We start from the raw sequence: 19569 nt of genomic DNA on the forward strand, positions 1-19569 counted from the left end.
TCGGCCTCGATCACGCCCGAAGCGCTATTGCCGAATGGATCGAAGACTACAACCAATTCCGGCCACACTCATCGCTCGGATATCTGACCCCGGCGGATTACGCCGGGACCCTCGCCGCAACCGGCTCCAACGCTGCGCAAGATGAAAGCTTCGCGTTTCCGCCGGTTGCTACCACCGCGCCAAGTGGCGTATCCAGAACCGCCGAGGCTCTAATCGCCACTGGATGAAAGTTCAGTGGCAGGTCATTTTCTCTTCGTGCAATCGCCGCGTCCAAGGCAATCGACGCCAAAGTGGCGAGCGATTTCCTCGAAGACGGCTTTAAGGCGGCCTTCCAGCGATTTGATCTATTGTCTGCCTGGGCTTGGTTAGACGGGCTGTTGTTAGTCGACTCGGTCCGAGCTTGGAATTCCTTGGTCTCACAGTTGGGAGACGATTGGACCGACGCTGCCGCTGGTGTCTTCAGGGATTTCCTAGGACGCCCCGCACGGTACGGTGGGCGCTCTCAGGATCGTTCAAAAGACCGCGACGATCTTTCACGGAATTCCTTTGCTTTATCACGGCTAATCCGAGCAACGTATCTGTCCTGGCCACCCAAACGTGACCCATTTCATGAAAAGGTTTATTCGCCTGGAACGGCAGATCGCGCCACCGACCGCCGACGGTACTATCTTGCTGCACTGGCCCGCTCCGGTAGCGATGCTCTGAAGGAATTCGTTTGGCTGACTTCGCAACCCGAGCTGCGGGCGCACTGGGAATCTTTCAAGTACGACATGGATCAGTTCTTGCGGAGCACGGCGCGGCGACCAAGCCTTGACGTAAGGCAGACCATCGATTTTCTGAACACCTTTTCCAAGACTCCTGCGACGGTCGTGGAGTTTCGCGACCTTGTCCGACGGCATTTGCGTGCTTTGCTGCACCGACTCCACACCTCTGACAGTGACGAGAGCTACGTATTCCGCCGAGGCGTAGCGAAGGAAGATGATCTCAGGAATTGGCTGGCAGGTAGAATGAGGGAGATCGGGGATCCTCACTACAGTGTTATCCGCGAACAGGAGGTCGCTGCTGAAAACCGACCAGACCTTCGCGTCATCGCTCGGAAAAAGGAACTCGGCAATGTGAGTATCGAGATCAAACTCGCCGATGCCGATCACTGGCCAGGACACGTCTTGAAGGACAAGCTGAAAACCCAGCTGGCGGACCAGTACATGCATGATTTTGAGTCTCACTCCGGTATCTATTTGCTGGCCAACGCCGCCAAACCTAGGAAGACGGAGCACGACAAAACTGGTGCGGTCACAAGGCCAGCTTTTCGAAAGAAAATAGGAAAGAAGTTCTACGATTTTGCCGGGCTCATCGCTTTGTTGGAGGATGACGCGAAACTCCTTTGCAGCGACCAGAAATTCGTTGAGGTCGTTGGAATTGACCTTTCCGAGCCTTTTGTGCCAGCCGCGCCGTTGTGAACTGAGGTGGGCACGATCAATGTACATCGTGATCATTTGACCAAGCAAGAATGGCATTCAAGGTGCATTAGGTGCCGTTGCAGGAGACAATCATTCCCGACTATCCTCGACGCTCGATCAATCCTGTTAATTCTCGCGTGACGCGACAGCCTGGTGCTCTATGTTCCAGGCCGAGGCGACGGAGATCAAAGGCGTGGACTGAACATACCGTCTCCAAAGCCGCCGAGCGCAATCGTCCTGAGTCATGATAACTGAAGATTACAGCGAATTAGGTTTGGCATTCGAGCGTCAGAAAGCGGGGGTTGCTATCTCCTGAGCCAATTTTTGTTTCGAATCATCGCTCTCGAAGCTGGTCACTCAATCGCGACGTCCCCCGCATCCTCCACCTGCCTTTCCTTCGGCTCCCTGATCCTGAACCAGGCGACATACAGACTCGGCAAAAACACCAGCGTCAGCACCGTCCCCACAATAATCCCGCCCATCATCGCATACGCCATCGGCCCCCAGAACACTTCGCGAGAGATCGGAATCAGCGCCAAACTTGCCGCCGCCGCCGTCAGCAAAATCGGCCGCGTGCGATGCTTGGTCGCCTCCACCACAGACTCCCACGCATCATGCCCCGCTGAGCGCAATTCCTCGATCTGGACGACGAGGATCACCGAATTGCGGATCAGGATGCCGATCAGCGCCAGGACGCCGAGAATGGCGACGAAGCCGAGGGGCGCGTGGCTGGGGATCAGCGCCGCGACCACGCCGATCAGGCCGAGCGGCGCCACTGCCACCACCAGGAACAGCCGCGAAAAACTTTGCAGCTGGATCATCAAGAGCGTCGCGATCGCAAACAGCATCAGCGGCGCCACGGCGATGATCGGGCCCTGCGACTTGGCGCTGTCTTCGACCGGGCCGCCGACAACCACCTTATAGGCCGGCGGCAACGTGTCGGTGAAGGCTTTGACCGCAGGCGCGAGCTGCTGGACGACGGTGGCGGGCTGGGTGGCATCGACGATCGCCGCCTTGATGGTGATGGTCGGCACGCGGCTGCGGCGCCAGATGACCGGCTGTTCGAGCTGATAGGCAAAGCGCGCCACCGCGCTCAAGGGCACCGCCTTGCCGTCCTTGGTCGCCAGTTGCAGGTTTTCGAGCGTGTCGATCGAGGCGCGCTCGGCGGCGGTGGCGCGGCCGATGACGTCGATGAGGTAGATGCCGTCGCGCACCTGGGTGATGGTCGAGCCGGCGACAATGCCGTTCAGGGAGGTCGCAATATCTTCCGAAGTGACGCCGAGCTGGCGCGCCTTGTCCTGCAGCACGTCGACCTTGATCGACCGCGCCGGCTCGTTCCAATCATAGTTCATATTGGCGAGCAGTGGATGCTTGCCGACGATCGTGGACAGGTCCTGTGCATATTTCCGGAGTTTTTGGATGTCGGGACCACTGAGCCTATACTGCACCGGGCGGCCCGAGGGCGGCCCGAGCGGCAGGAGGTTGACATAGACGTCAAGCCCGGCGAAATCCTGCTTGGCGATCTTGCGCAGCCTGCCGGCCACGCGCTCGCGTGCTTCGAGGTCCTTGGTGACGACGATGAATTGTCCATAGTTCGGATTGTTGGGCTGGACATCGAAGGAGAGCAGGAAGCGGACGGCGCCGCTGCCGACATAGGACGACCAGCGCACGATATCGGCATCGCCGGTAAGCCTGGTTTCAAGCAGATCCATCTGCTTGCGCGTCTCTGCAATCGAGGCGCTCTGCGGCAGCGTGACGTCGACGATCAGTTCGGGACGGTCCGACGACGGGAAGAACTGCTGCTCGACGAATTTCATCGAATAGAGCGAGACGCCGAAGACGAGCAGGGTGGCGCCGATCGTCAGCCAGCGCCAGCGCATGGTCGCGAGCAGGATGCCTGACAGGACAGAGCCGAGCCGGCTGGGCTTGTCGCTGTGCTTCTTCATCGACTTCGGCAGCAGCGTGACGCCGAGAAGCGGCGTGAACAACACGGCCACGATCCACGACAGCACCAGCGACACGCCGATCACCACGAACAGCGTGAACGTATATTCGCCAGCCGCGCTGTTGTTGAGGCCGACGGGCATGAAGCTCGCGACCGTGACCAGCGTTCCCGTCAGCATCGGGAATGCCGTGGACGTATAGACCGCCGTCGCCGCCTTCCTGAGCGTATCGCCCGCTTCAAGTCGCGCCACCATCATTTCGACGGCGATCATCGCATCGTCGACCAGGAGGCCGAGCGCGATGATCAGCGCGCCGAGCGAGATGCGTTGCAGCGAAATGCCCAGATATTCCATGACCACGAAGGTCATCGCCAGCACCAGCGGAATAGTGAGCGCCACGACGAGACCAGCCCTGAGCCCCAGGCTGACGAAGGAGACGACCAGCACGATGGCGACGGCTTCAAACAGCGCCTTGGTGAAGCCGCCGACGGCCTCCTCGACCACCTGCGGCTGGTCGGAGACGAGATGGACATCGACGCCGATGGGCAGTTCGTTGATGGCGATGCGCATCTCCTTGTCGAGCGCCTCGCCGAAATTGATCAGGTTCGCGCCCTGCTTCATGCCGATCGCCAGGCCGAGCGCCGGCTTGCCCTGGAAGCGGAACAGCGTCTGCGGCGGATCGACATAGCCGCGGCTGATCCTGGCCACGTCGCTCAGGCGGAAGAACCGGTTATTGATCCTGAGATTGAGGTCTTGCAGATTGTGCTCGGAGGCGAACTGGCCGGTGACGCGGATGCTGACACGGTCAGGGCCGGTCTCGACAATGCCTGACGGCGTGATGGCGTTCTGGGCCTGCAATGTCTGCACGACATCCTGCCGGCTGATGCCGAGCGCAGCAACCTCGCGGGTGGAGAATTCCAGATAGATCGCCTCGTCCTGGGCGCCGATAATGTCGACCTTGCCGGCATTCGGAACGGTCAGCACCTTTGCCCGCACGTCTTCGACATAGTCGCGCAGCTGCCTTTGCGTCAGGCCATCGGCCGTGAAGGCATAGATATTGCCGAACACGTCGCCGAAATCGTCGTTGAAGCTCGGCCCCTGGACGCCATCGGGGAAATCTCCCTTGATGTCGTTGATCATGTTGCGGACCTTGAGCCAGGTCATCGGCACGTCGCGCGCCTTGGTCGTGTCCTTCAGATTGACATAGATGATGCTCGATCCCGCCGTCGTCTGGCTCTTGGTGTAGTCAAGCGAATCCAGCTCTTCGAGCTTCTTCTCGATCCGGTCGGTGACCTGGGTGGCCATTTCATTGGCGGTGGCGCCCGGCCATTTGGTGATCACCAGCATGGTCTTGATCGAGAAGCTGGGGTCCTCCTCGCGGCCGAGATTGACGTAGGACATCGCTCCCAGCGCCGCGAAGATGATCATGAAGTACCAGATGAACGACCTGTGCTCGAGCGCCCAGTCGGAAAGATTGAACTTGTTCATTGGGCAGCCTCGTTGTCCATCCTGACCTGCTGGCCCTCGGCCAGACTATGCACGCCTGCGGTGATGACGCGGTCACCCGCAGACAGGCCCTTGACCACCCGCAGCGCCGGGCCCTGCTCCGCCACTTCGACCTCGCGGCTGGAAACAATGCCCTTGTCGCTGACGATCCACGCGCGCGATTTTCCGTCCCGGTCGAACACCGCAGACGGCGGCAGCAGCAGCGTCTCCTCCGCCGGTGCGGAAATGGTGGCGGTGATGATCGTCCCCAGCCGGAAGCTGGATGGCGGCTGGTCGAGCGAGATGCGCACGCGCAGCGTCCGCGTCGTTGCATCGGCCAGGGGCGCGATCTCCCTGACATAGCCTGTCGTCGCCAGCGACGGCCGCGCCTGCGAAACCACGCCGAATTTGGCGCCGGGCTTGAGCGTCCGGCCGATGCGTTCGGGCACGTCGACGACGGCTTCGCGCACATCCGGCCTGGCGAGCGTCACCACCGTCTGGCCGGGCTGCACGATCTGGCCGGGTTCCGCCTTGGCCTCCGTCACCACGCCGACGAAGGTCGAGATGATCTTGGTATTGTCCAATTGCTCCTTCGCCTTGGCCACCTTGGCCCTGGCGCTGTCGACATTGGCATCGGCGGATTCGCGTGCCTGATGCACGGCTTCGAAGCTCGCCTTGGACGAGATGTTCTGGTCGAACAGCTTCTTTTCGCGATTCTCGTTGGTGATGGCGTTCTGCTGTTGCGCCTGGGCGCTCTGCAGTTCGGCGCCGGCAATGCGCAGCTGCAGCTGATAGGCCAGCGGATCGAGCTCGGCAAGCTTCTGGCCCGACAGCACGGTGTCGCCGACATTGACGTCTCGATGAACCAGCCGTCCAACCACCTGGAAGCCCAGTTCGGAAATGTATCGCGACTGGATGGTGCCGGTGAAGCGGGTGGCGTCGGCGCTGACCGGCGACAGGACCATGAAGAGGACCGGCCGCGGCGACGCCTTTTCCGCATCTTCATTCTTCTGGCACGCGGCAAGCACGGCGAGTGCCGCAACCATTGCCGCAGTTGAAAACGCCTTGTTCATTTGCCCGCCTCCTCGGTGACGTCGACAATCTGGTCGGGATGCAGCAGTTGCGCACCGCGGCTGACGATCAGCTCATCCGGGCTCAATCCGCTTTCCACGACGATGCGGTCGGATTCGTAGGACCGGACGGCGATCGGCTTGAGCGAGACCTTTTTGCTCTTGGCATCGACCAGCCAGACGGCCGGCTTGCCGTCGTCCGCGAACAGCGACGCGGTCGGAATCGTGATCGCCTTGACCGGTCGCGGACTGGCTTCGCCGACCACGGCGGCACCGAGCGTCATCGCCGCGGGCGGTTTTTCGACATCGACTTTCACCCGCACCGTGCCATTGGTCTCGTCGACCGTCGGCGAAATCTGCCGCACCGTGCCCTTGGTCCTGACGGATGGATCGGAAACCAGGCTGATCGTGATGTCGGGAGCGGCGTCATCCGAAGCGAGCAGCGCCTCGTCGATATCGAAAACGGCATCGCGCGGGCCGTCTTCGGCGACCGAATAGACCGTTTCCGCGGCCTGCACGACCTGCCCGACTTCCACGTCGAGCGCGGTGATCACGCCGGGTTTTTCGGCGCGCAGTACCGTATAGGACAGCTGCTCGCGTGCCGTTTCCAGCTGGGTCTTGGCGACGTCGAGTGCTGCCTGCGCGGTGCGCAGGGATTCCTGGGCGGCGTCATAATCCTTGCGGATGGCGATGCGCTGGTCGAGCAGCGCCTGCTGCCGGTCGAAGGTCGATTCCGCCTGCCTGAGCACGGCTTCCGAGGCGCTGACGCTCGCCACCGCCGAGCGGACATCCGCCTCCTTCTCGACCGGATCGAGCTTGGCCAGCACCTGACCCGGCACCACATGGTCGCCGACGCTGACGCCGCGTTCGGCGATGCGCCCGGCGATCTGAAACGACAGGTCGCTCTGCACCCTCGGCTGTATCTCCCCGGTCAGGCGCGTGGCCGGCGCATAGTCCGAAAACGCGACCTTCTCGACTCGGACCGACAAGGGCGGATTGGAGGGCGCGGCCTGCTTCTGACCGCAGGCGGAGAGCACCGGCAGAAGCGCCATCAGCATGGTGAGCGTTCCGGCTGGACGGCACGCCCGGATTACGGCCTTGGTCATGGATACGCTCCTTGTTGGCGCAAGCGTCATCGCTAATTGACTAACGCGTCAGTTAAGTAGTAAAAGAGCCCTGCTTCTGTCAAGAGAGGATAATGGAGGAATATGAAAGGCGCAAAGACCATCGATCCGACGGACCCGTCCAGCCCGAAAAAAATACGGCGCAAGCCCGAGCGACCCGGCGAGATCCTGGCCGCCGCCTTCGAGGAGTTCGTTCTTCACGGCTATGCCGCGACCCGTCTCGAAGACGTCGCCGCACGCGCAGGCGTCACCAAGGGCACGATCTATTTCCACTTCGAGAGCAAGGAGAACGTGTTCGTGCAGATGGTGCGCGAACTGTCAAAGCCGACGCTGCTGGCAATGCAGGAATTTCTGAGCCGGCAAACGCCCGACATCGTGGCCTTTCTGAACGGCTTCGTCGATTTCAGCCATGACCTTGTGTTGAAGGATCGCTATGCGCGGGAAATCCTGCGCCTGCTGATCGCCGAAGCAAGCCGCTTTCCGGACCTTGTCGACGAGCATACATCCGAGTTCCTCGACCCGATCTGCGATCATCTGCAGCAGAGATTGGTTCAGGCGGCGAAGGAAGGCACGATCAGACAGTCGCCCGTGATCGACTTTCCCGATCTTCTGCTCGCGCCACCTCTGGTCCTCAACATCTTCGTCCTGCTCCTCGCCGACCGCCAGGACGCCGAAGCCAAGGCCCGCATCGCGGCGGCGAAGGATCTGCTGCTCAACGGCTTGCTGCCACGGCGATGATGTCGCCATTGAACGACTATGCAGATTTAGAAATGTGTCCCACGGTTTTCCGACAAGAACATACGACGAAACAGAGGACAGAGCACAGGCGCGGCAGCTTCCTTCGGTTCATCAACTTTCCGCTCCAGTGAATTCCGGTTACACCCGTTATTATTGCGCCAGTCCGGCTCGGCAAGACCTCCCTGGCGATCTCGCGCATCCGGCTCGCCACGTATTCTCTTGCCTCAATATCCTTGATAGCCACGATCGCCTGTCGGTCGTTGGGATTATCGGACTCGACCTCGAAGGACGGCCGAAACGAACCACAGGTCGGCAGCGCCAAGCGTCACCGCGGTGGCGACACCACAGCCGTCGACAATCCTGCCGGCGGCGAGGAGAATTGAAGGGCGTCGACGATCTGCCGAACCAGCGTCATCGTGCCTACCTTTGTCACCAAGTCGCCAGAGCGGCAATTGCTGCGAAGGCCGCGTCGCCTGATCGTAAGAAATGCGACGCGCATTAAATGGCCTTCGGTAAGGCTGTGCCGTTTTCGCGATGCGCTGGCGGCGGTACGCCGGAATAAAATCAGCTGCGATTGACCAAGCCCTTCAAAACCATATCAATATGTGCATCGACAAAGGCCTTTTCGTCGAGCGGTCTCCGGTCCTCGAACATCAGTCTCCAGACAACGATGTGGATGACAGAGCTGACGATTACTTCCGGCGTATGTGACGCGGGCGCGTCTCGAAACTCACCGGTTTCGACGCCTTCGCGCACCAGGGCGCCAACGATGTCGACCAGTGGAGCGATGAACTCGTCATAGTGCTGGTCGACGATATGCGGAAACCGTGTCCCTTCGGCGAGAGAAAGGCGCAAGGGTTCTCTCATCTTGCGGTCGTTCGCGATCTTGTCATAGGCAAACAAAAGCATTGCGCGGAGACGCTGGCCGCAGGACCCGGTCAGGGCCCCGATCGAGGCGCGCATCTCCACGAACGGTGCCGAGATATGCTTCATCATGGCCTCGAACAGCGCGTCCTTGGTCGGAAAATAGAGGTAGACGGTACCCTTGGTCACGCCAAGCCGCGCGGCGACATCTTCGACCCGCGTCATTGCATAGCCATTGACCGCGAATTCCTCGAAAGCCGCCTCCAGGATTTCCTGGGGCCGCCTGGCTTTCTGTTCTGCACGCGTCGTCTTTTTCACGGCTTCTCCTTTGACTGTTTGGCTTTGCTATAGCCTCAAACCAGCATTGCACCAACCGGGCAGCGTCGATTCATCTTTTTTCATTGACTAACCCGATAGTCATTTATATTAGCACGGCCATCGAAAAAGTGCAAATGGTGACGCCGATGCCGTGCCGATTGATATTCATAGGTCTTACCTGTGCCCTTGTGGCCGGGTGCGACAACAAAGCCGAAACCCACCTTACTCCGCAGCCGGTGGACGCCATTCGCGCCTCTCTGGCTTCATATGCCTCCACGGCAGCCGTAACCGGCGAGATAAAGGCAACGACGCAGACGGAGCTGTCCTTCCGTGCGGGAGGACAAGTCGTCCAGTGGAATGCAGACGTCGGTTCCCACGTGCATGCGGGTGACGTTCTGGCGCGCATCGACGACACCGAGCAGCGCGCCGATGTGCAATCGGCGCAGGCTGGCGTCGACTCGGCCCAGGCCATCGTCAGGCAGAAGGCACTGGCATTCAAAAGATATGAAGCGCTGCTCAAGACGCGGGCGATTCCGAGGGCGACCTTCGACCAGGCCCAGGAAGACCTTGCGTCCGCCCGTGCCAATTTGGACGCTGCAGAGACCGCCCTGGAGACGGCCAAGGATGCCCTGTCCTATACGCTCCTCAAGGCGGATACAGATGGCATCGTCACGGCGCGCAAAATAGAGGTCGGCCAGGTCGTGGCGGTGGCCCAGGCGGCATTTGCCCTTGCCCGCGATGGAAACCGTGACGCCGTCTTCAATATGTTCAAGGCCTTTTTCCTTGAGGGTGAGCCGCAGACCGATGTCAAAGTGGCTCTGGTCGATGATCCCTCTAAGCAGACGCAAGCGCGGATTCGCGAGATCTCGCCGACGATCGACATCGCTGCCGGCACCGTTCGCGTGAAGGTGGCCCTGCCGGAACAGGCGCGGTGGCCGCTTGGCACCTCAATCATTGGTGAATTCCACGCTCGAGCGCGCACTGGCATCGCCTTGCCGGCGAGCGCGATGACTTCAGCGGATGGAGAGCCGGCCGTGTGGGTCATCGATCCCGCCACAAAAGCCGTCTCGCTGCGCGGGGTTACGGTTTCCCAATATCGGACCGGCGACTTCCTCGTCGCCTCCGGTATTTCTCCCGGGGAGCTTGTCGTGACCGAAGGCGGCAAATTTCTGCGTGAAAAACAGCTGGTCGATTGGGAGGGAAAGTAAAATGGCCCACCAATCACTTATCGTCTCGGTTCATTTGCTGGCTGCGCTGGCTCTCCTGTCCGGCTGCAATCGAGAATCCGCAGATGAGGCAAATCTGCCGAGGCCGGTCAAATCGATTACCGTCAAGGCGCAACAGTCGATTGGCCCGCGCTTCACCGGCACCGTGCAGGCAAAGGTTCAGACATCCCTTGCCTTCAGGCTCGTCGGCCGGGTGACGTCCCGCCCGGTGCAGGTCAGCGATCTCGTCAAAAAGGGTGAGATAATCGCCGAGCTTGACCCGGTGTCCTTGCAGCTTGCCGTGCAAAAGGCGCGGGCGAGCCTGCGCGATGCAGAAGCGCGGCGGACAAACGCGGTGACGACGGAGAAGCGAAGCCGCGGCCTTGCGGACCGGAATCTCGGCAGCGAGGCCGATCTGGAACTCGCCGAGCAAGGGCTCAAATCGGCCCAGGCCAGTGTCGTAAGGGCACGAGCCGATTTTATCAAGGCAAGGGAACAGCTCAGTTATGCCGAGATAAGAGCCGAGTTCGACGGCGTCGTCACCGCCACCGACGTAGAAGTCGGGCAGACGGTTACGACCGGCCAGCCGGTTGTTACACTGGCACGCTTGGGGCGACGCGACGTCGCCATGGATGTTTCGGAAGCACAGCTTGGTTCGTTGCGGTTGGGCGCACGGTTCGACGTTGCACTGCAGCTGGACAACAGCATCCATACGCTCGGCACGCTCAGGGAAATCGGCCCAGAGGCCGACTCCAATACCCGCATGCATCGATTGAAGATCGCCGTGGACGAAGCGCCGGAAACCTTCCGGCTGGGCTCCGTCGTGACCGCGACCGCCATCGATACGCAACCGCGCCCGACGATGAGGCTGCCGATCTCCGCGATCTTCAGGAGCGGACAAAGCGACTGCGTCTGGGTGGTCGATCCCAAGACCCGCACGCTCAGCCAGAGAGCGGTCCAGCTCGACAAGCCCCGTGCCGATGACCGGTTCGTGCAGGTCGTCAGCGGCCTGCATGAGGGCGAGGCGGTTGCTGTCGCCGGTATCGACGAATTGAAAGCCGGACAGACGGTGAAACTCGAGGAAGAGCCACGCTCATGAGAAATTTTAATCTTTCCGACTGGGCACTCGAGCACCGCTCACTTGTCTGGTACTTCATGATTGCATTCGCCGTCGCTGGTGTGTTCGCTTACATCAGTCTGGGACGCGAGGAAGACCCCTCCTTCACCATCAAGACGATGGTCATCCAAGCGCGATGGCCCGGCGCCTCCGCCGAAGAGGTCACGAAGCAGGTCACCGACCGTATTGAGAAGAAGCTTCAGGAACTCGACAATCTCGAGCACACGAGAAGCCTGACCACGGCCGGTCAGACGATCGTCTTCGTTGATCTGCGTGAGGACACAAAGGCAGCCGACGTCAAGCCGACATGGACACGTGTCCGCAACATGATTGCCGACATTCAGCGCGAGTTTCCCTCCGGTGTCGCGGGGCCGTTCTTCGACGATCAGTTCGGCGACGTCTATGGCAATATCTTTGCCTTCACCAGCGACAGCCTGAGCCCGAGACAGCTGCGCGATCTCGTCGAGGACGCCCGTACCCGGATTCTCGGCATCCCGGATGTTGGCAAAATCGAGATTGTCGGTGCACAGGACGAGGCGATCTATCTCGAATTCTCGACCCGCCGGATCGCCGCACTCGGCATCGATCGCTCAGCAATCATCGCCACACTGCAGCAGCAGAATGCCGTCGCACAATCGGGCTTCATAGAAGCTGGACCGGAGCGCATTGCACTTCGGGTCGGGGGCCGGTTCACATCGGAAGACAGTCTTCGGGCGATCAATCTCAGGGTCAATAACCGGTTTTTCCCGCTGACGGACGTCGCGACGATCACCCGGGGTTATATCGATCCACCGACTTCGCTATTCCGCTACAATGGCAAGCCAGCAATCGGCCTTGCGATCGGCATGAAGACGGGCGGCAATCTGCTCGACTTCGGATCAGCGCTCGAACACGTTATGTCCGGCATCACCGCGGACCTGCCCGTCGGCGTCTCCGTGGCCCATGTTTCCGATCAGCCACTGGTTGTCGAGGAAGCAGTCTCGGGCTTCACCAAAGCGCTCTTCGAAGCCGTCGTGATCGTGCTGGGCATCAGCTTTCTCAGCCTCGGCCTGCGCGCAGGCCTAGTGGTTGCCATCGCGATCCCGCTCGTCCTGGCGATCACCTTCATGTTCATGCTCTATTTTGGCATCTCGCTGCAGCGTATCTCGCTTGGCGCCTTAATCATCGCCCTGGGGCTTCTGGTTGACGATGCCATGATTGCCGTCGAGATGATGGTTGCACGGCTGGAGGCAGGCGATGACCTCAGAAGTGCAGCCACATATGTCTATACCTCGACAGCTTTCCAATGCTGACCGGTACGCTGGTGACCGTTGCCGGCTTCATTCCCGTTGCTTTCAACAAGAGCAGCGCCGGTGAGTTCACGTTCACCCTGTTCGTCGTCATTGCAGTGTCGCTCGTCGTCTCGTGGGTCGTCGCCGTGCTGTTCACTCCTCTGCTCGGAGTGACGATCCTGCCGAAAACCATGAAGAAGCATGGGGAGCACAAGGGCTGGGTATCCACGGCGTTTCTGGGCATGCTGCAGCTGTGCATGCGCTGGCGCTGGCTGACCATCATCGCCACCGTCGCACTGTTTGCCGCCTCCGTGGCAGGTCTCTCGCTGGTCCCGCAGCAGTTCTTTCCCAACTCCGATCGGCCAGAACTCGTCATCGACTGGAGCTTGCCGCAGAACAGCTCGATCCACGAAACGAACCGCATGATGGCCAAGTTCGAAAAAGACATGCTGACGGGAAATCCTGCGATCGATCACTGGTCGACCTATGTGGGACGCGGCGCACCACGCTTCATCTTGGCCTTCGATGTACAGCCCGCCGACGTCTCTTCGGGTCAGACTGTCATCGTCACCAAGGGGCTCGATGTTCGCGACAAACTCAAGCACCAGCTGGAAGGCTATCTTCGCAAGACGTTCCCCGGTGCGGACGCCTATATCAAGCTCCTGGAAATCGGCCCGCCGGTCGGCAAACCGGTCCAGTATCGCGTGGCGGGTCCGGACGTGCAGACTGTGCGCAAACTTGCCCAAAAGCTCGCGTCCATCGTCGGAACCCATCCGTCACTCACCAATCTGGCGTTCAACTGGAATGAGCCGGCCCGGGTCGTGAAGATCGACGTGCTCCAGGATGAGGCCCGCCAGCTTGGCGTATCCTCCGAGGATATCGCCACCGCGCTGAACGGCGTCGTCGAGGGCGCCACCGCGACGCAGGTCCGAGATGACATCTATCTTGTCAATGTGATCGGGCGCGCTGCAGCAAAGGAACGCGGTTCGATCGACACGCTGCGGGATCTGCAACTGCCAAGCAGCAATGGCCAGTCCATTCCGCTCTCCTCTGTCGCCACCTTTAGGTATGAGCTCGAACAACCTGCAATCTGGCGCCGGGACAGGATGCCGACGATCACCATCAAGGCCGGCATCAAGGATGCGACCCAGCCGGCCACGGTCGTAGCCTCTCTGGCTGGCAAAGTGGCGGCGTTCGAAAAGACCCTTCCGGCCGGCTATTCGGTTGAGCTCGGCGGCGCAGTCGAAGAAAGCGCCAAGGCTCAGGGACCGATCGCCAAGGTGGCGCCAGCCATGCTCTTCATCATGGCAACGCTGCTGATGATCCAGCTGCAGAGCTTTAACCGGCTGTTCCTCGTGTTCTCGGTCGCTCCGCTCGCCGTCATCGGCGTGGTGGCGGCACTGCTTCTCAGCAGCGCGCCGCTGGGCTTCGTCGCACTGCTGGGCGTATTGGCTCTCGTCGGCATCCTGATCCGCAATTCCGTGATCCTGGTCGTCCAGATCGAGGAACTGCGAGGCGCGGGAACATCCGCCTGGCAGGCGGTCCTGGAGGCAACCGAACACCGCATGCGGCCGATCATGCTGACGGCGGCTGCGGCGACGCTCGCCCTTATCCCCATCTCGCATGAGATCTTCTGGGGACCCATGGCCTACGCAATGATGGGCGGCATCGTGGTCGGAACGGCGCTGACGCTGCTCTTCCTGCCGGCGCTTTACGTCGCCTGGTTCCGCATTCCTCGCGAAGTGCCCGTTCAGCAAGTTGAAGAATGCACCGACCAATGACCAAATCCGCACATGTCCCCACAATCGCGCATGTGCGGCCAGCAGGAGCCGCACCGCCCTGGCGGCTCCTGTTTCTCTTGTCGCTGCTTTGCCTTTTGCCGGGATGCGTAACCCGCACGCCGGACGCCCTCCAACCCGTCGCCGTCTCCATGGACACGGCAAAGGTCAACATGCTGGTCGTGACCACGCGCAAGCCATCCGCAAATCCCGGCGAGCTTTATACGGGCGATCGGGGAACGGCGATCTCCTTCAACAGCATCGCTGTTTCGATACCACCGGAAAAGAACCGCAGGATCGGCGAGGTGCAATGGCCTCGGCATAGCCCGCCGCGGGCGGAAGAGGAGTTCTCTGTGGTTTCGGTGGGCAAGGTGGAGACGAGACAACAGCTGCTCACCTGGATGAAACGGAACCGGAACCAAAAGCGACATGTGCTCATCTTCGTGCATGGCTTCAACAATACCTATTCGGACGCAGTCTTCCGCTATGCCCAGATTGTCCACGATGCGAAAATCGATGCGACGCCCATACTCTTCACCTGGCCGTCCAGGGGACGCGTGTTCGGCTATCTCTATGACAAGGAGAGCACCAATTTCTCCAGGCGGGCGTTGGAGGATCTGATCATCGAAGCATCCAACAGCCCCGATGTCAGCGAGGTAACGATCCTTGCGCATTCGATGGGAACCTACCTGGTTTCGGAAGCATTGCGGGGCGTTGCCATGCGAAACAAGACCATCTCACCGAAGGTTCGCAACGTCATCCTGGCGTCGCCCGATATCGACATGGATGTGTTCCGGCGTGAGTTCATCGAAATGGGTCCACGCCGACCGCATTTCACTATCTTCACGTCGACAAAGGACAAAGCGCTGGGCGTGTCGCGCTGGCTCTCCGGCGGCGTCGACCGGGTCGGCGGGACCGATCTCACGGCCTACCAGCCGGTTCTCGACCAACTCGGCGTCTCCGTGATCGATACCAGCGCCGTTGATCCGCACGACCCGCTGGGCCATAGCGCGTTCTCCGACAGCCCGGAGATGATCCGGCTGCTCGGCCAGCGTCTCGCCGACCAGACACTTGACGGGGGAAGAGCGCGGATCACCGACAGAATGAGCGTCGCGGCTGCCCACTTTGCCAGTTCAGCGGCGGACGCCGCCGCAGATGCCACTTTGTCGCTCGTCGACCGCGAGTCGTCGAAACGGAAGGCTGTCACAAAGGTGCCTGATCTTTCGGACGGGACCATCCTGTATTAGCCGCCAGCCGCTGTTTCAGCGCAATGCAGCCATGCAAATCGCGGCCTCTATAAACAGTCTTTTTAATTGACTAACTGGATAGTCATTAATATCAAAGAACACCGAACAGGAAGATAAACTTCATGGCTATCAAGCATCCCGTCGCAAGCAAGACCCACCGTCTCACCGGGCGTCCTCCGTTCGAGCGCGTTGCACTGTTACTACAGGGCGGAGGGGCGCTCGGTTCGTATCAGGCGGGTGTCTACCAGGCGATGGCAGAAGCCAACTTGCATCCGGACTGGGTCGCCGGCATTTCCATCGGTGCCATCAACAGTGCCTTGATTGCCGGCAATCCGCCGCAAAGCCGGGTGGAGGCGCTTCGCAGCTTCTGGGAGACGATAACGGCCCCGGCCCTCGCTATTCCCAGTCTGTTTTCCGCCACGCTGGGCGCAATGGGACTCAAGGGTGATTTCGCGCATGGCCTGCTCAATCAGGCACATGCGTTTGCCGCACTCACGGACGGTGCATCGGGCTTCTTCACACCGCGGACGGTGCCACCGTTCTTTGCCGCCGCCGGCAGCATCGAGGCCGAAAGCTTCTACGACGTCACACCGCTAAAGGCGACGCTGGAGCGGCTGGTGGACTTCGATCGCATCAACGCCGGAACGATGCGTTTCAGCGTCGGGGCCGTCAACGTGCGCACCGGCAATTTCGAGTATTTCGACACGACGACCCATGACATCCGTCCCGAACATATCATGGCGAGCGGCGCGCTGCCGCCGGGTTTCCCGGCTGCAAGGATCGATGGCGAATATTATTGGGACGGTGGCCTGATCTCCAACACGCCCCTGCAATGGGTGCTCGACAGCTCCCCTCGCCAGGACACGCTGGCCTTTCAAGTCGACCTCTGGAGCGCGCGCGGCGAGTTTCCGCGTGACCTGGCCGGTCTCGACCTGCGGCAGAAGGATATCCGTTTCTCGAGCCGCACGCGTGCGGCAACAGATCAGTTCAAGCAGGAGCAACGTCTGCGTCGCGCCCTCGGCCATCTGGTGGAACTCGTCCCGCAAGAGGCCCTGCTGCAGGCCGGTCCAGAGATCAAGCGTCTCGTCGATCAGGCCGACGAGAAGGTCTACAACATCGTCCAGCTGATATATCGAGCCAAGAACTACGAAGGCAGCTCGAAGGATTACGAGTTCTCCCGCCGGACCATGGAGGAACACTGGGCCTCCGGCTACAACGATGCCATCCGGACGCTGCGTCATCCTGAGGTGCTGCAGCGAAGCGACACGCCCGATGGCGTGGCCGTTTTCGACTTCGAATGAGATTCCAACAAAAGAGCACGACCATGAAAATCGCCGCAGTGCGCGAAAGCGCGTTTGCAATGCCGCTCAACAATCCCGCCTATCCCAGGCCGCCCTACAAATTCTATGACCGCGAATTTGTCATCATCAATTATCGGACCGATCCTGACACCTTGCGCGCCGTGGTGCCCGAGCCGCTAGAGGTGATCGGCGACACCGTCGCCTATGAATTCATTCGCATGCCCGATTCCACGGGTTTCGGAGACTATACGGAAACCGGGCAGGTCATTCCGGTGCGCTTCACCACACCATCCGGCGAGGTGCAGGAAGGAAGCTATGTGCATGCCATGTATCTCGACGACAACTCGCCGATCGCCGGTGGGCGCGAGATCTGGGGCTTTCCCAAGAAGCTGGCAACGCCGAAGCTGTCGCACGAGCAGGAGACACTGGTCGGAACGCTGCACTACGGCTCGGTTCTCTGCGTGATGGCGACCATGGGCTACAAGCATCGCGAACTCCCCCTGGAGCCGCTGGCAAAGGCGATGGCGAAGCCTGCCTTCATGCTGAAGATCATCCCGCATGTCGACGGCTCGCCTCGGATTTGCGAACTGGTGCGCTACCATCTCGAGAATGTGACGCTCAAGGGCGCATGGGCCGGTCCTGCCGCCCTGCAATTGTTCGAGCATGTGATGTGCGATGTCGCGCGGCTGCCCGTACGGGAGGTCACATCGGCCAGCCACTACGTCGCCGACCTGACCCTCGGCCTCGGCGAGGTCGTATTCGATTATCTCAAGCACGACTGAACCCGGAATTGAAAGGAATTATCCATGTCCCGTTTTGATGAGAGAGTGGCCATCGTCACCGGAGCGGCGAGCGGCATCGGCAAGGAGATCGCCGTTCGCTTTGCCGCGGTAGGCAGCATTGTGGTCATCGCCGACCTCAATCTCGATGCCGCGACCGCCACCGCCGAAGAGATCAAACGTACGGGCTGCAACGCCTTCGCCGTGGCGATGAATGTCGCCGACGAGGCGGCGGTGGAAAGGGGCGTCTCCGAGGTGATAGCCAGATACGGCAGAATCGACGTCCTCGTCAGCAATGCCGGCATTCAGATCGTCAAGCCGCTGGTGGACTTCCCCTTCGACGACTGGAAGAAGCTGCTGTCAATCCATCTCGACGGCGCCTTTCTGACCACGCGCGCCTGCCTGAAGCACATGTATGCCGCCAATTACGGCCGGGTGATCTATATGGGCTCGGTGCATTCCAAGGAAGCGTCGAAGCTGAAGGCGCCCTACGTCACCGCCAAGCACGGACTGATTGGGCTCGCAAAGGTGCTGGCCAAGGAAGGGGCAGAGTACAATGTCACCGCCAATGTGGTCTGCCCCGGCTTCGTGCGCACGCCGCTGGTCGACAAACAGATTCCCGAGCAGGCGAAGGCACTGGGCATCAGCGAGGAGCAGGTGGTCAAGACGGTAATGCTCAAGGATACCGTCGATGGCGAATTCACCAGCACCGACGACGTGGCCGAGGCTGTTCTCTATTTCGCGGCAGCCAAGTCCAATGCCGTAACCGGCCAGTCGCTGGTCGTCAGCCATGGCTGGTTCATGCAATAGGGGCAAAAGGACATGCGGACGACATCATTTGCGCCACCGATCATCGCTTGCGGCGCATCAGTTCATCTGGCAGGAGGTTTTCTTGAACGCACACATCTCGGCTCTCATGGGGTTCGCCGGCGTGGCCATAGGCAGCCTGACCTCGTTTGCGGCCACATGGCTGACCCACCAATCCAAATTGAGAGAAAAGCATCGTGAGCTTGACGTTGCCAAGCGTGAGAAGCTTTTTTCCGATTTCATTGCCGAAGCGACCCGCCTTTTTGGCGATGCCCTGAGCAATCAGAAGGACGACGTATCCGATCTCGTCCTCCTGTACGCACTGGTCGCTCAGATGCGCCTGATTTCGTCCCCTTCGGTTGTGGCAGCGGCGGAACGGACTATGGAGCATATCATCGAAGCCTACCTTGCGCCCAATCGATCCCTCCACGAGATCGCTGATCTCGCCCGTTCCGGCGCGATGAACTTTCTTTTCGAATTCAGTCAGACATGCCGGGTGGAGCTAGCGCGAGGGCACGCGGCTTCTCAGTGATCTGATCAGGCAAAGGCTTATCACATCACCAGGGGTACCTCAGCGTGGGGTCGTGAGAAGACTGCCGATTTGCAACTCGCGCCGAGAACTTCGGGCAGCGCTTCTATCGTGATCGATGGGTGTTGCTCGTATGTTCGGACCAGTCATCCTGCGCCACCGCACACTCAAGCCCTTCGGCCATTCGCATTGAACGAATACCGGCGCTCCGAATTCAAATTCACCGCAACCGGTTCTCCCGGCCGGATATCCAAGCGCTCCTTGGAGACAATCGTGATCTCATGTCCAGCCAGGCGGGCGGTGACATGTGTTTCCGATCCCGTCGGTTCCACGACAAGAACCTCGGCGGGCACGGCGCCATCACCGCCGATGGTGACGTCGTCCGGGCGGATGCCGTAGGAAATCTCCGTCGCGGCAGTCACGCCGGCGGCGGGGACGGGCGCGATGCCGGCCACCAACAGGCCCGCTTCCGTTGTCCTGGCGGGCAGAATGTTCATCGCCGGGCTGCCCATGAAGGTGGCGACGAAGAGGTT

15 protein-coding genes and 1 pseudogene are annotated in these 19569 nt (G+C 60.6%); 11 read left to right on the top strand and 5 right to left on the bottom strand.

What is annotated here, in order from left to right; genetic code table 11:
• Together AC1D06_RS36625 and AC1D06_RS36630 are read left to right on the top strand one after the other, a co-directional pair.
• Window positions 1-227 (top strand): integrase core domain-containing protein (locus AC1D06_RS36625; RefSeq protein WP_477990578.1); only part of this gene is annotated, 227 nt, incomplete at its 5' end.
• A 63-nt stretch (window positions 228-290) separates the two neighbouring features.
• Complete coding sequence (locus tag AC1D06_RS36630) at window positions 291-1460, top strand: hypothetical protein (protein ID WP_477990579.1); 1170 nt, start codon at window positions 291-293, stop codon at window positions 1458-1460.
• A gap of 353 nt (window positions 1461-1813) precedes the next feature.
• On the opposite strand, the gene AC1D06_RS36635 is transcribed toward AC1D06_RS36630, so the two are convergent.
• Genes AC1D06_RS36635 through AC1D06_RS36645 form a run of 3 tightly spaced genes read right to left on the bottom strand, consistent with a single transcriptional unit; the run spans window position 1814 to window position 7064 of the window.
• A complete protein-coding gene (locus AC1D06_RS36635; RefSeq protein WP_477990580.1) occupies window positions 1814-4891 on the bottom strand; it encodes an efflux RND transporter permease subunit in 3078 nt (1025 codons plus the stop codon).
• A complete protein-coding gene (locus AC1D06_RS36640) occupies window positions 4888-5961 on the bottom strand; it encodes an efflux RND transporter periplasmic adaptor subunit (protein ID WP_477990581.1) in 1074 nt (357 codons plus the stop codon). The genes AC1D06_RS36635 and AC1D06_RS36640 overlap by 4 nt, the downstream gene beginning before the upstream one ends.
• The gene (locus AC1D06_RS36645; protein ID WP_477990582.1) at window positions 5958-7064 is read right to left on the bottom strand and encodes an efflux RND transporter periplasmic adaptor subunit; all 1107 of its coding nucleotides are present in this window, start codon (window positions 7062-7064) and stop codon (window positions 5958-5960) included. The genes AC1D06_RS36640 and AC1D06_RS36645 overlap by 4 nt, the downstream gene beginning before the upstream one ends.
• Before the next feature lie 102 nt (window positions 7065-7166).
• Here AC1D06_RS36645 and AC1D06_RS36650 point away from each other — a divergent pair, with 102 nt between their 5' ends.
• A complete protein-coding gene (locus tag AC1D06_RS36650; protein WP_477990583.1) occupies window positions 7167-7820 on the top strand; it encodes a TetR/AcrR family transcriptional regulator in 654 nt (217 codons plus the stop codon).
• A 564-nt stretch (window positions 7821-8384) separates the two neighbouring features.
• Here AC1D06_RS36650 and AC1D06_RS36655 read toward each other — a convergent pair.
• Entirely contained in the window at window positions 8385-9002 is a 618-nt protein-coding gene (locus tag AC1D06_RS36655; RefSeq protein ID WP_477884054.1) for a TetR/AcrR family transcriptional regulator, read from the bottom strand.
• Between the two features lie 134 nt (window positions 9003-9136).
• On the opposite strand from AC1D06_RS36655, the gene AC1D06_RS36660 reads away from it, so the two are divergent.
• The 8 genes and pseudogenes from AC1D06_RS36660 to AC1D06_RS36695 all read left to right on the top strand — a co-directional run bounded on the left by AC1D06_RS36660 (window position 9137) and on the right by AC1D06_RS36695 (window position 19039).
• Complete coding sequence (locus AC1D06_RS36660) at window positions 9137-10210, top strand: efflux RND transporter periplasmic adaptor subunit (protein WP_477990584.1); 1074 nt, start codon at window positions 9137-9139, stop codon at window positions 10208-10210.
• Window position 10211: 1 nt separating this feature from the next.
• A complete protein-coding gene (locus AC1D06_RS36665; RefSeq protein WP_477990585.1) occupies window positions 10212-11306 on the top strand; it encodes an efflux RND transporter periplasmic adaptor subunit in 1095 nt (364 codons plus the stop codon).
• Window positions 11303-14376, top strand: a pseudogene (locus AC1D06_RS36670) (efflux RND transporter permease subunit). Before AC1D06_RS36665 ends, AC1D06_RS36670 begins: the two are co-directional and overlap by 4 nt.
• Complete coding sequence (locus tag AC1D06_RS36675) at window positions 14373-15620, top strand: alpha/beta hydrolase (RefSeq protein WP_477990586.1); 1248 nt, start codon at window positions 14373-14375, stop codon at window positions 15618-15620. Before AC1D06_RS36670 ends, AC1D06_RS36675 begins: the two are co-directional and overlap by 4 nt.
• A gap of 122 nt (window positions 15621-15742) precedes the next feature.
• Window positions 15743-16921: a patatin-like phospholipase family protein gene (locus AC1D06_RS36680; RefSeq protein ID WP_477990587.1), complete on the top strand. Its 1179-nt coding sequence runs from the start codon at window positions 15743-15745 to the stop codon at window positions 16919-16921.
• A gap of 23 nt (window positions 16922-16944) precedes the next feature.
• Complete coding sequence (locus tag AC1D06_RS36685) at window positions 16945-17703, top strand: acetoacetate decarboxylase (protein ID WP_477990588.1); 759 nt, start codon at window positions 16945-16947, stop codon at window positions 17701-17703.
• A gap of 24 nt (window positions 17704-17727) precedes the next feature.
• The gene (locus AC1D06_RS36690) at window positions 17728-18510 is read left to right on the top strand and encodes a 3-hydroxybutyrate dehydrogenase (RefSeq protein WP_477990589.1); all 783 of its coding nucleotides are present in this window, start codon (window positions 17728-17730) and stop codon (window positions 18508-18510) included.
• Between the two features lie 82 nt (window positions 18511-18592).
• Window positions 18593-19039 carry a hypothetical protein gene (locus tag AC1D06_RS36695; protein WP_477884068.1) on the top strand — a complete coding sequence of 149 codons (447 nt, stop codon included), beginning with the start codon at window positions 18593-18595 and terminating at the stop codon, window positions 19037-19039.
• A 164-nt stretch (window positions 19040-19203) separates the two neighbouring features.
• Here the strand turns inward: AC1D06_RS36695 and AC1D06_RS36700 are convergent.
• Window positions 19204-19569: TOBE domain-containing protein (locus AC1D06_RS36700; RefSeq protein ID WP_477990590.1), on the bottom strand; the 366-nt coding region annotated here is incomplete at its 5' end.

The sequence above is a fragment of the Rhizobium sp. P2_G2 genome (assembly GCF_056403555.1).

What these genes read in the sequence shown, in the direction of transcription:
- AC1D06_RS36660 (WP_477990584.1), top strand. Translation starts at nt 9,137, where the DNA reads ATGGTGACGCCGATGCCGTGCCGATTGATATTCATAGGTCTTACCTGT.
- AC1D06_RS36665 (WP_477990585.1), top strand. Translation starts at nt 10,212, where the DNA reads ATGGCCCACCAATCACTTATCGTCTCGGTTCATTTGCTGGCTGCGCTG.
- AC1D06_RS36650 (WP_477990583.1), top strand. Translation starts at nt 7,167, where the DNA reads ATGAAAGGCGCAAAGACCATCGATCCGACGGACCCGTCCAGCCCGAAA.
- AC1D06_RS36680 (WP_477990587.1), top strand. Translation starts at nt 15,743, where the DNA reads ATGGCTATCAAGCATCCCGTCGCAAGCAAGACCCACCGTCTCACCGGG.
- AC1D06_RS36685 (WP_477990588.1), top strand. Translation starts at nt 16,945, where the DNA reads ATGAAAATCGCCGCAGTGCGCGAAAGCGCGTTTGCAATGCCGCTCAAC.
- AC1D06_RS36690 (WP_477990589.1), top strand. Translation starts at nt 17,728, where the DNA reads ATGTCCCGTTTTGATGAGAGAGTGGCCATCGTCACCGGAGCGGCGAGC.
- AC1D06_RS36645 (WP_477990582.1), bottom strand. Translation starts at nt 7,064, where the DNA reads ATGACCAAGGCCGTAATCCGGGCGTGCCGTCCAGCCGGAACGCTCACC.
- AC1D06_RS36635 (WP_477990580.1), bottom strand. Translation starts at nt 4,891, where the DNA reads ATGAACAAGTTCAATCTTTCCGACTGGGCGCTCGAGCACAGGTCGTTC.
- AC1D06_RS36640 (WP_477990581.1), bottom strand. Translation starts at nt 5,961, where the DNA reads ATGAACAAGGCGTTTTCAACTGCGGCAATGGTTGCGGCACTCGCCGTG.
- AC1D06_RS36675 (WP_477990586.1), top strand. Translation starts at nt 14,373, where the DNA reads ATGACCAAATCCGCACATGTCCCCACAATCGCGCATGTGCGGCCAGCA.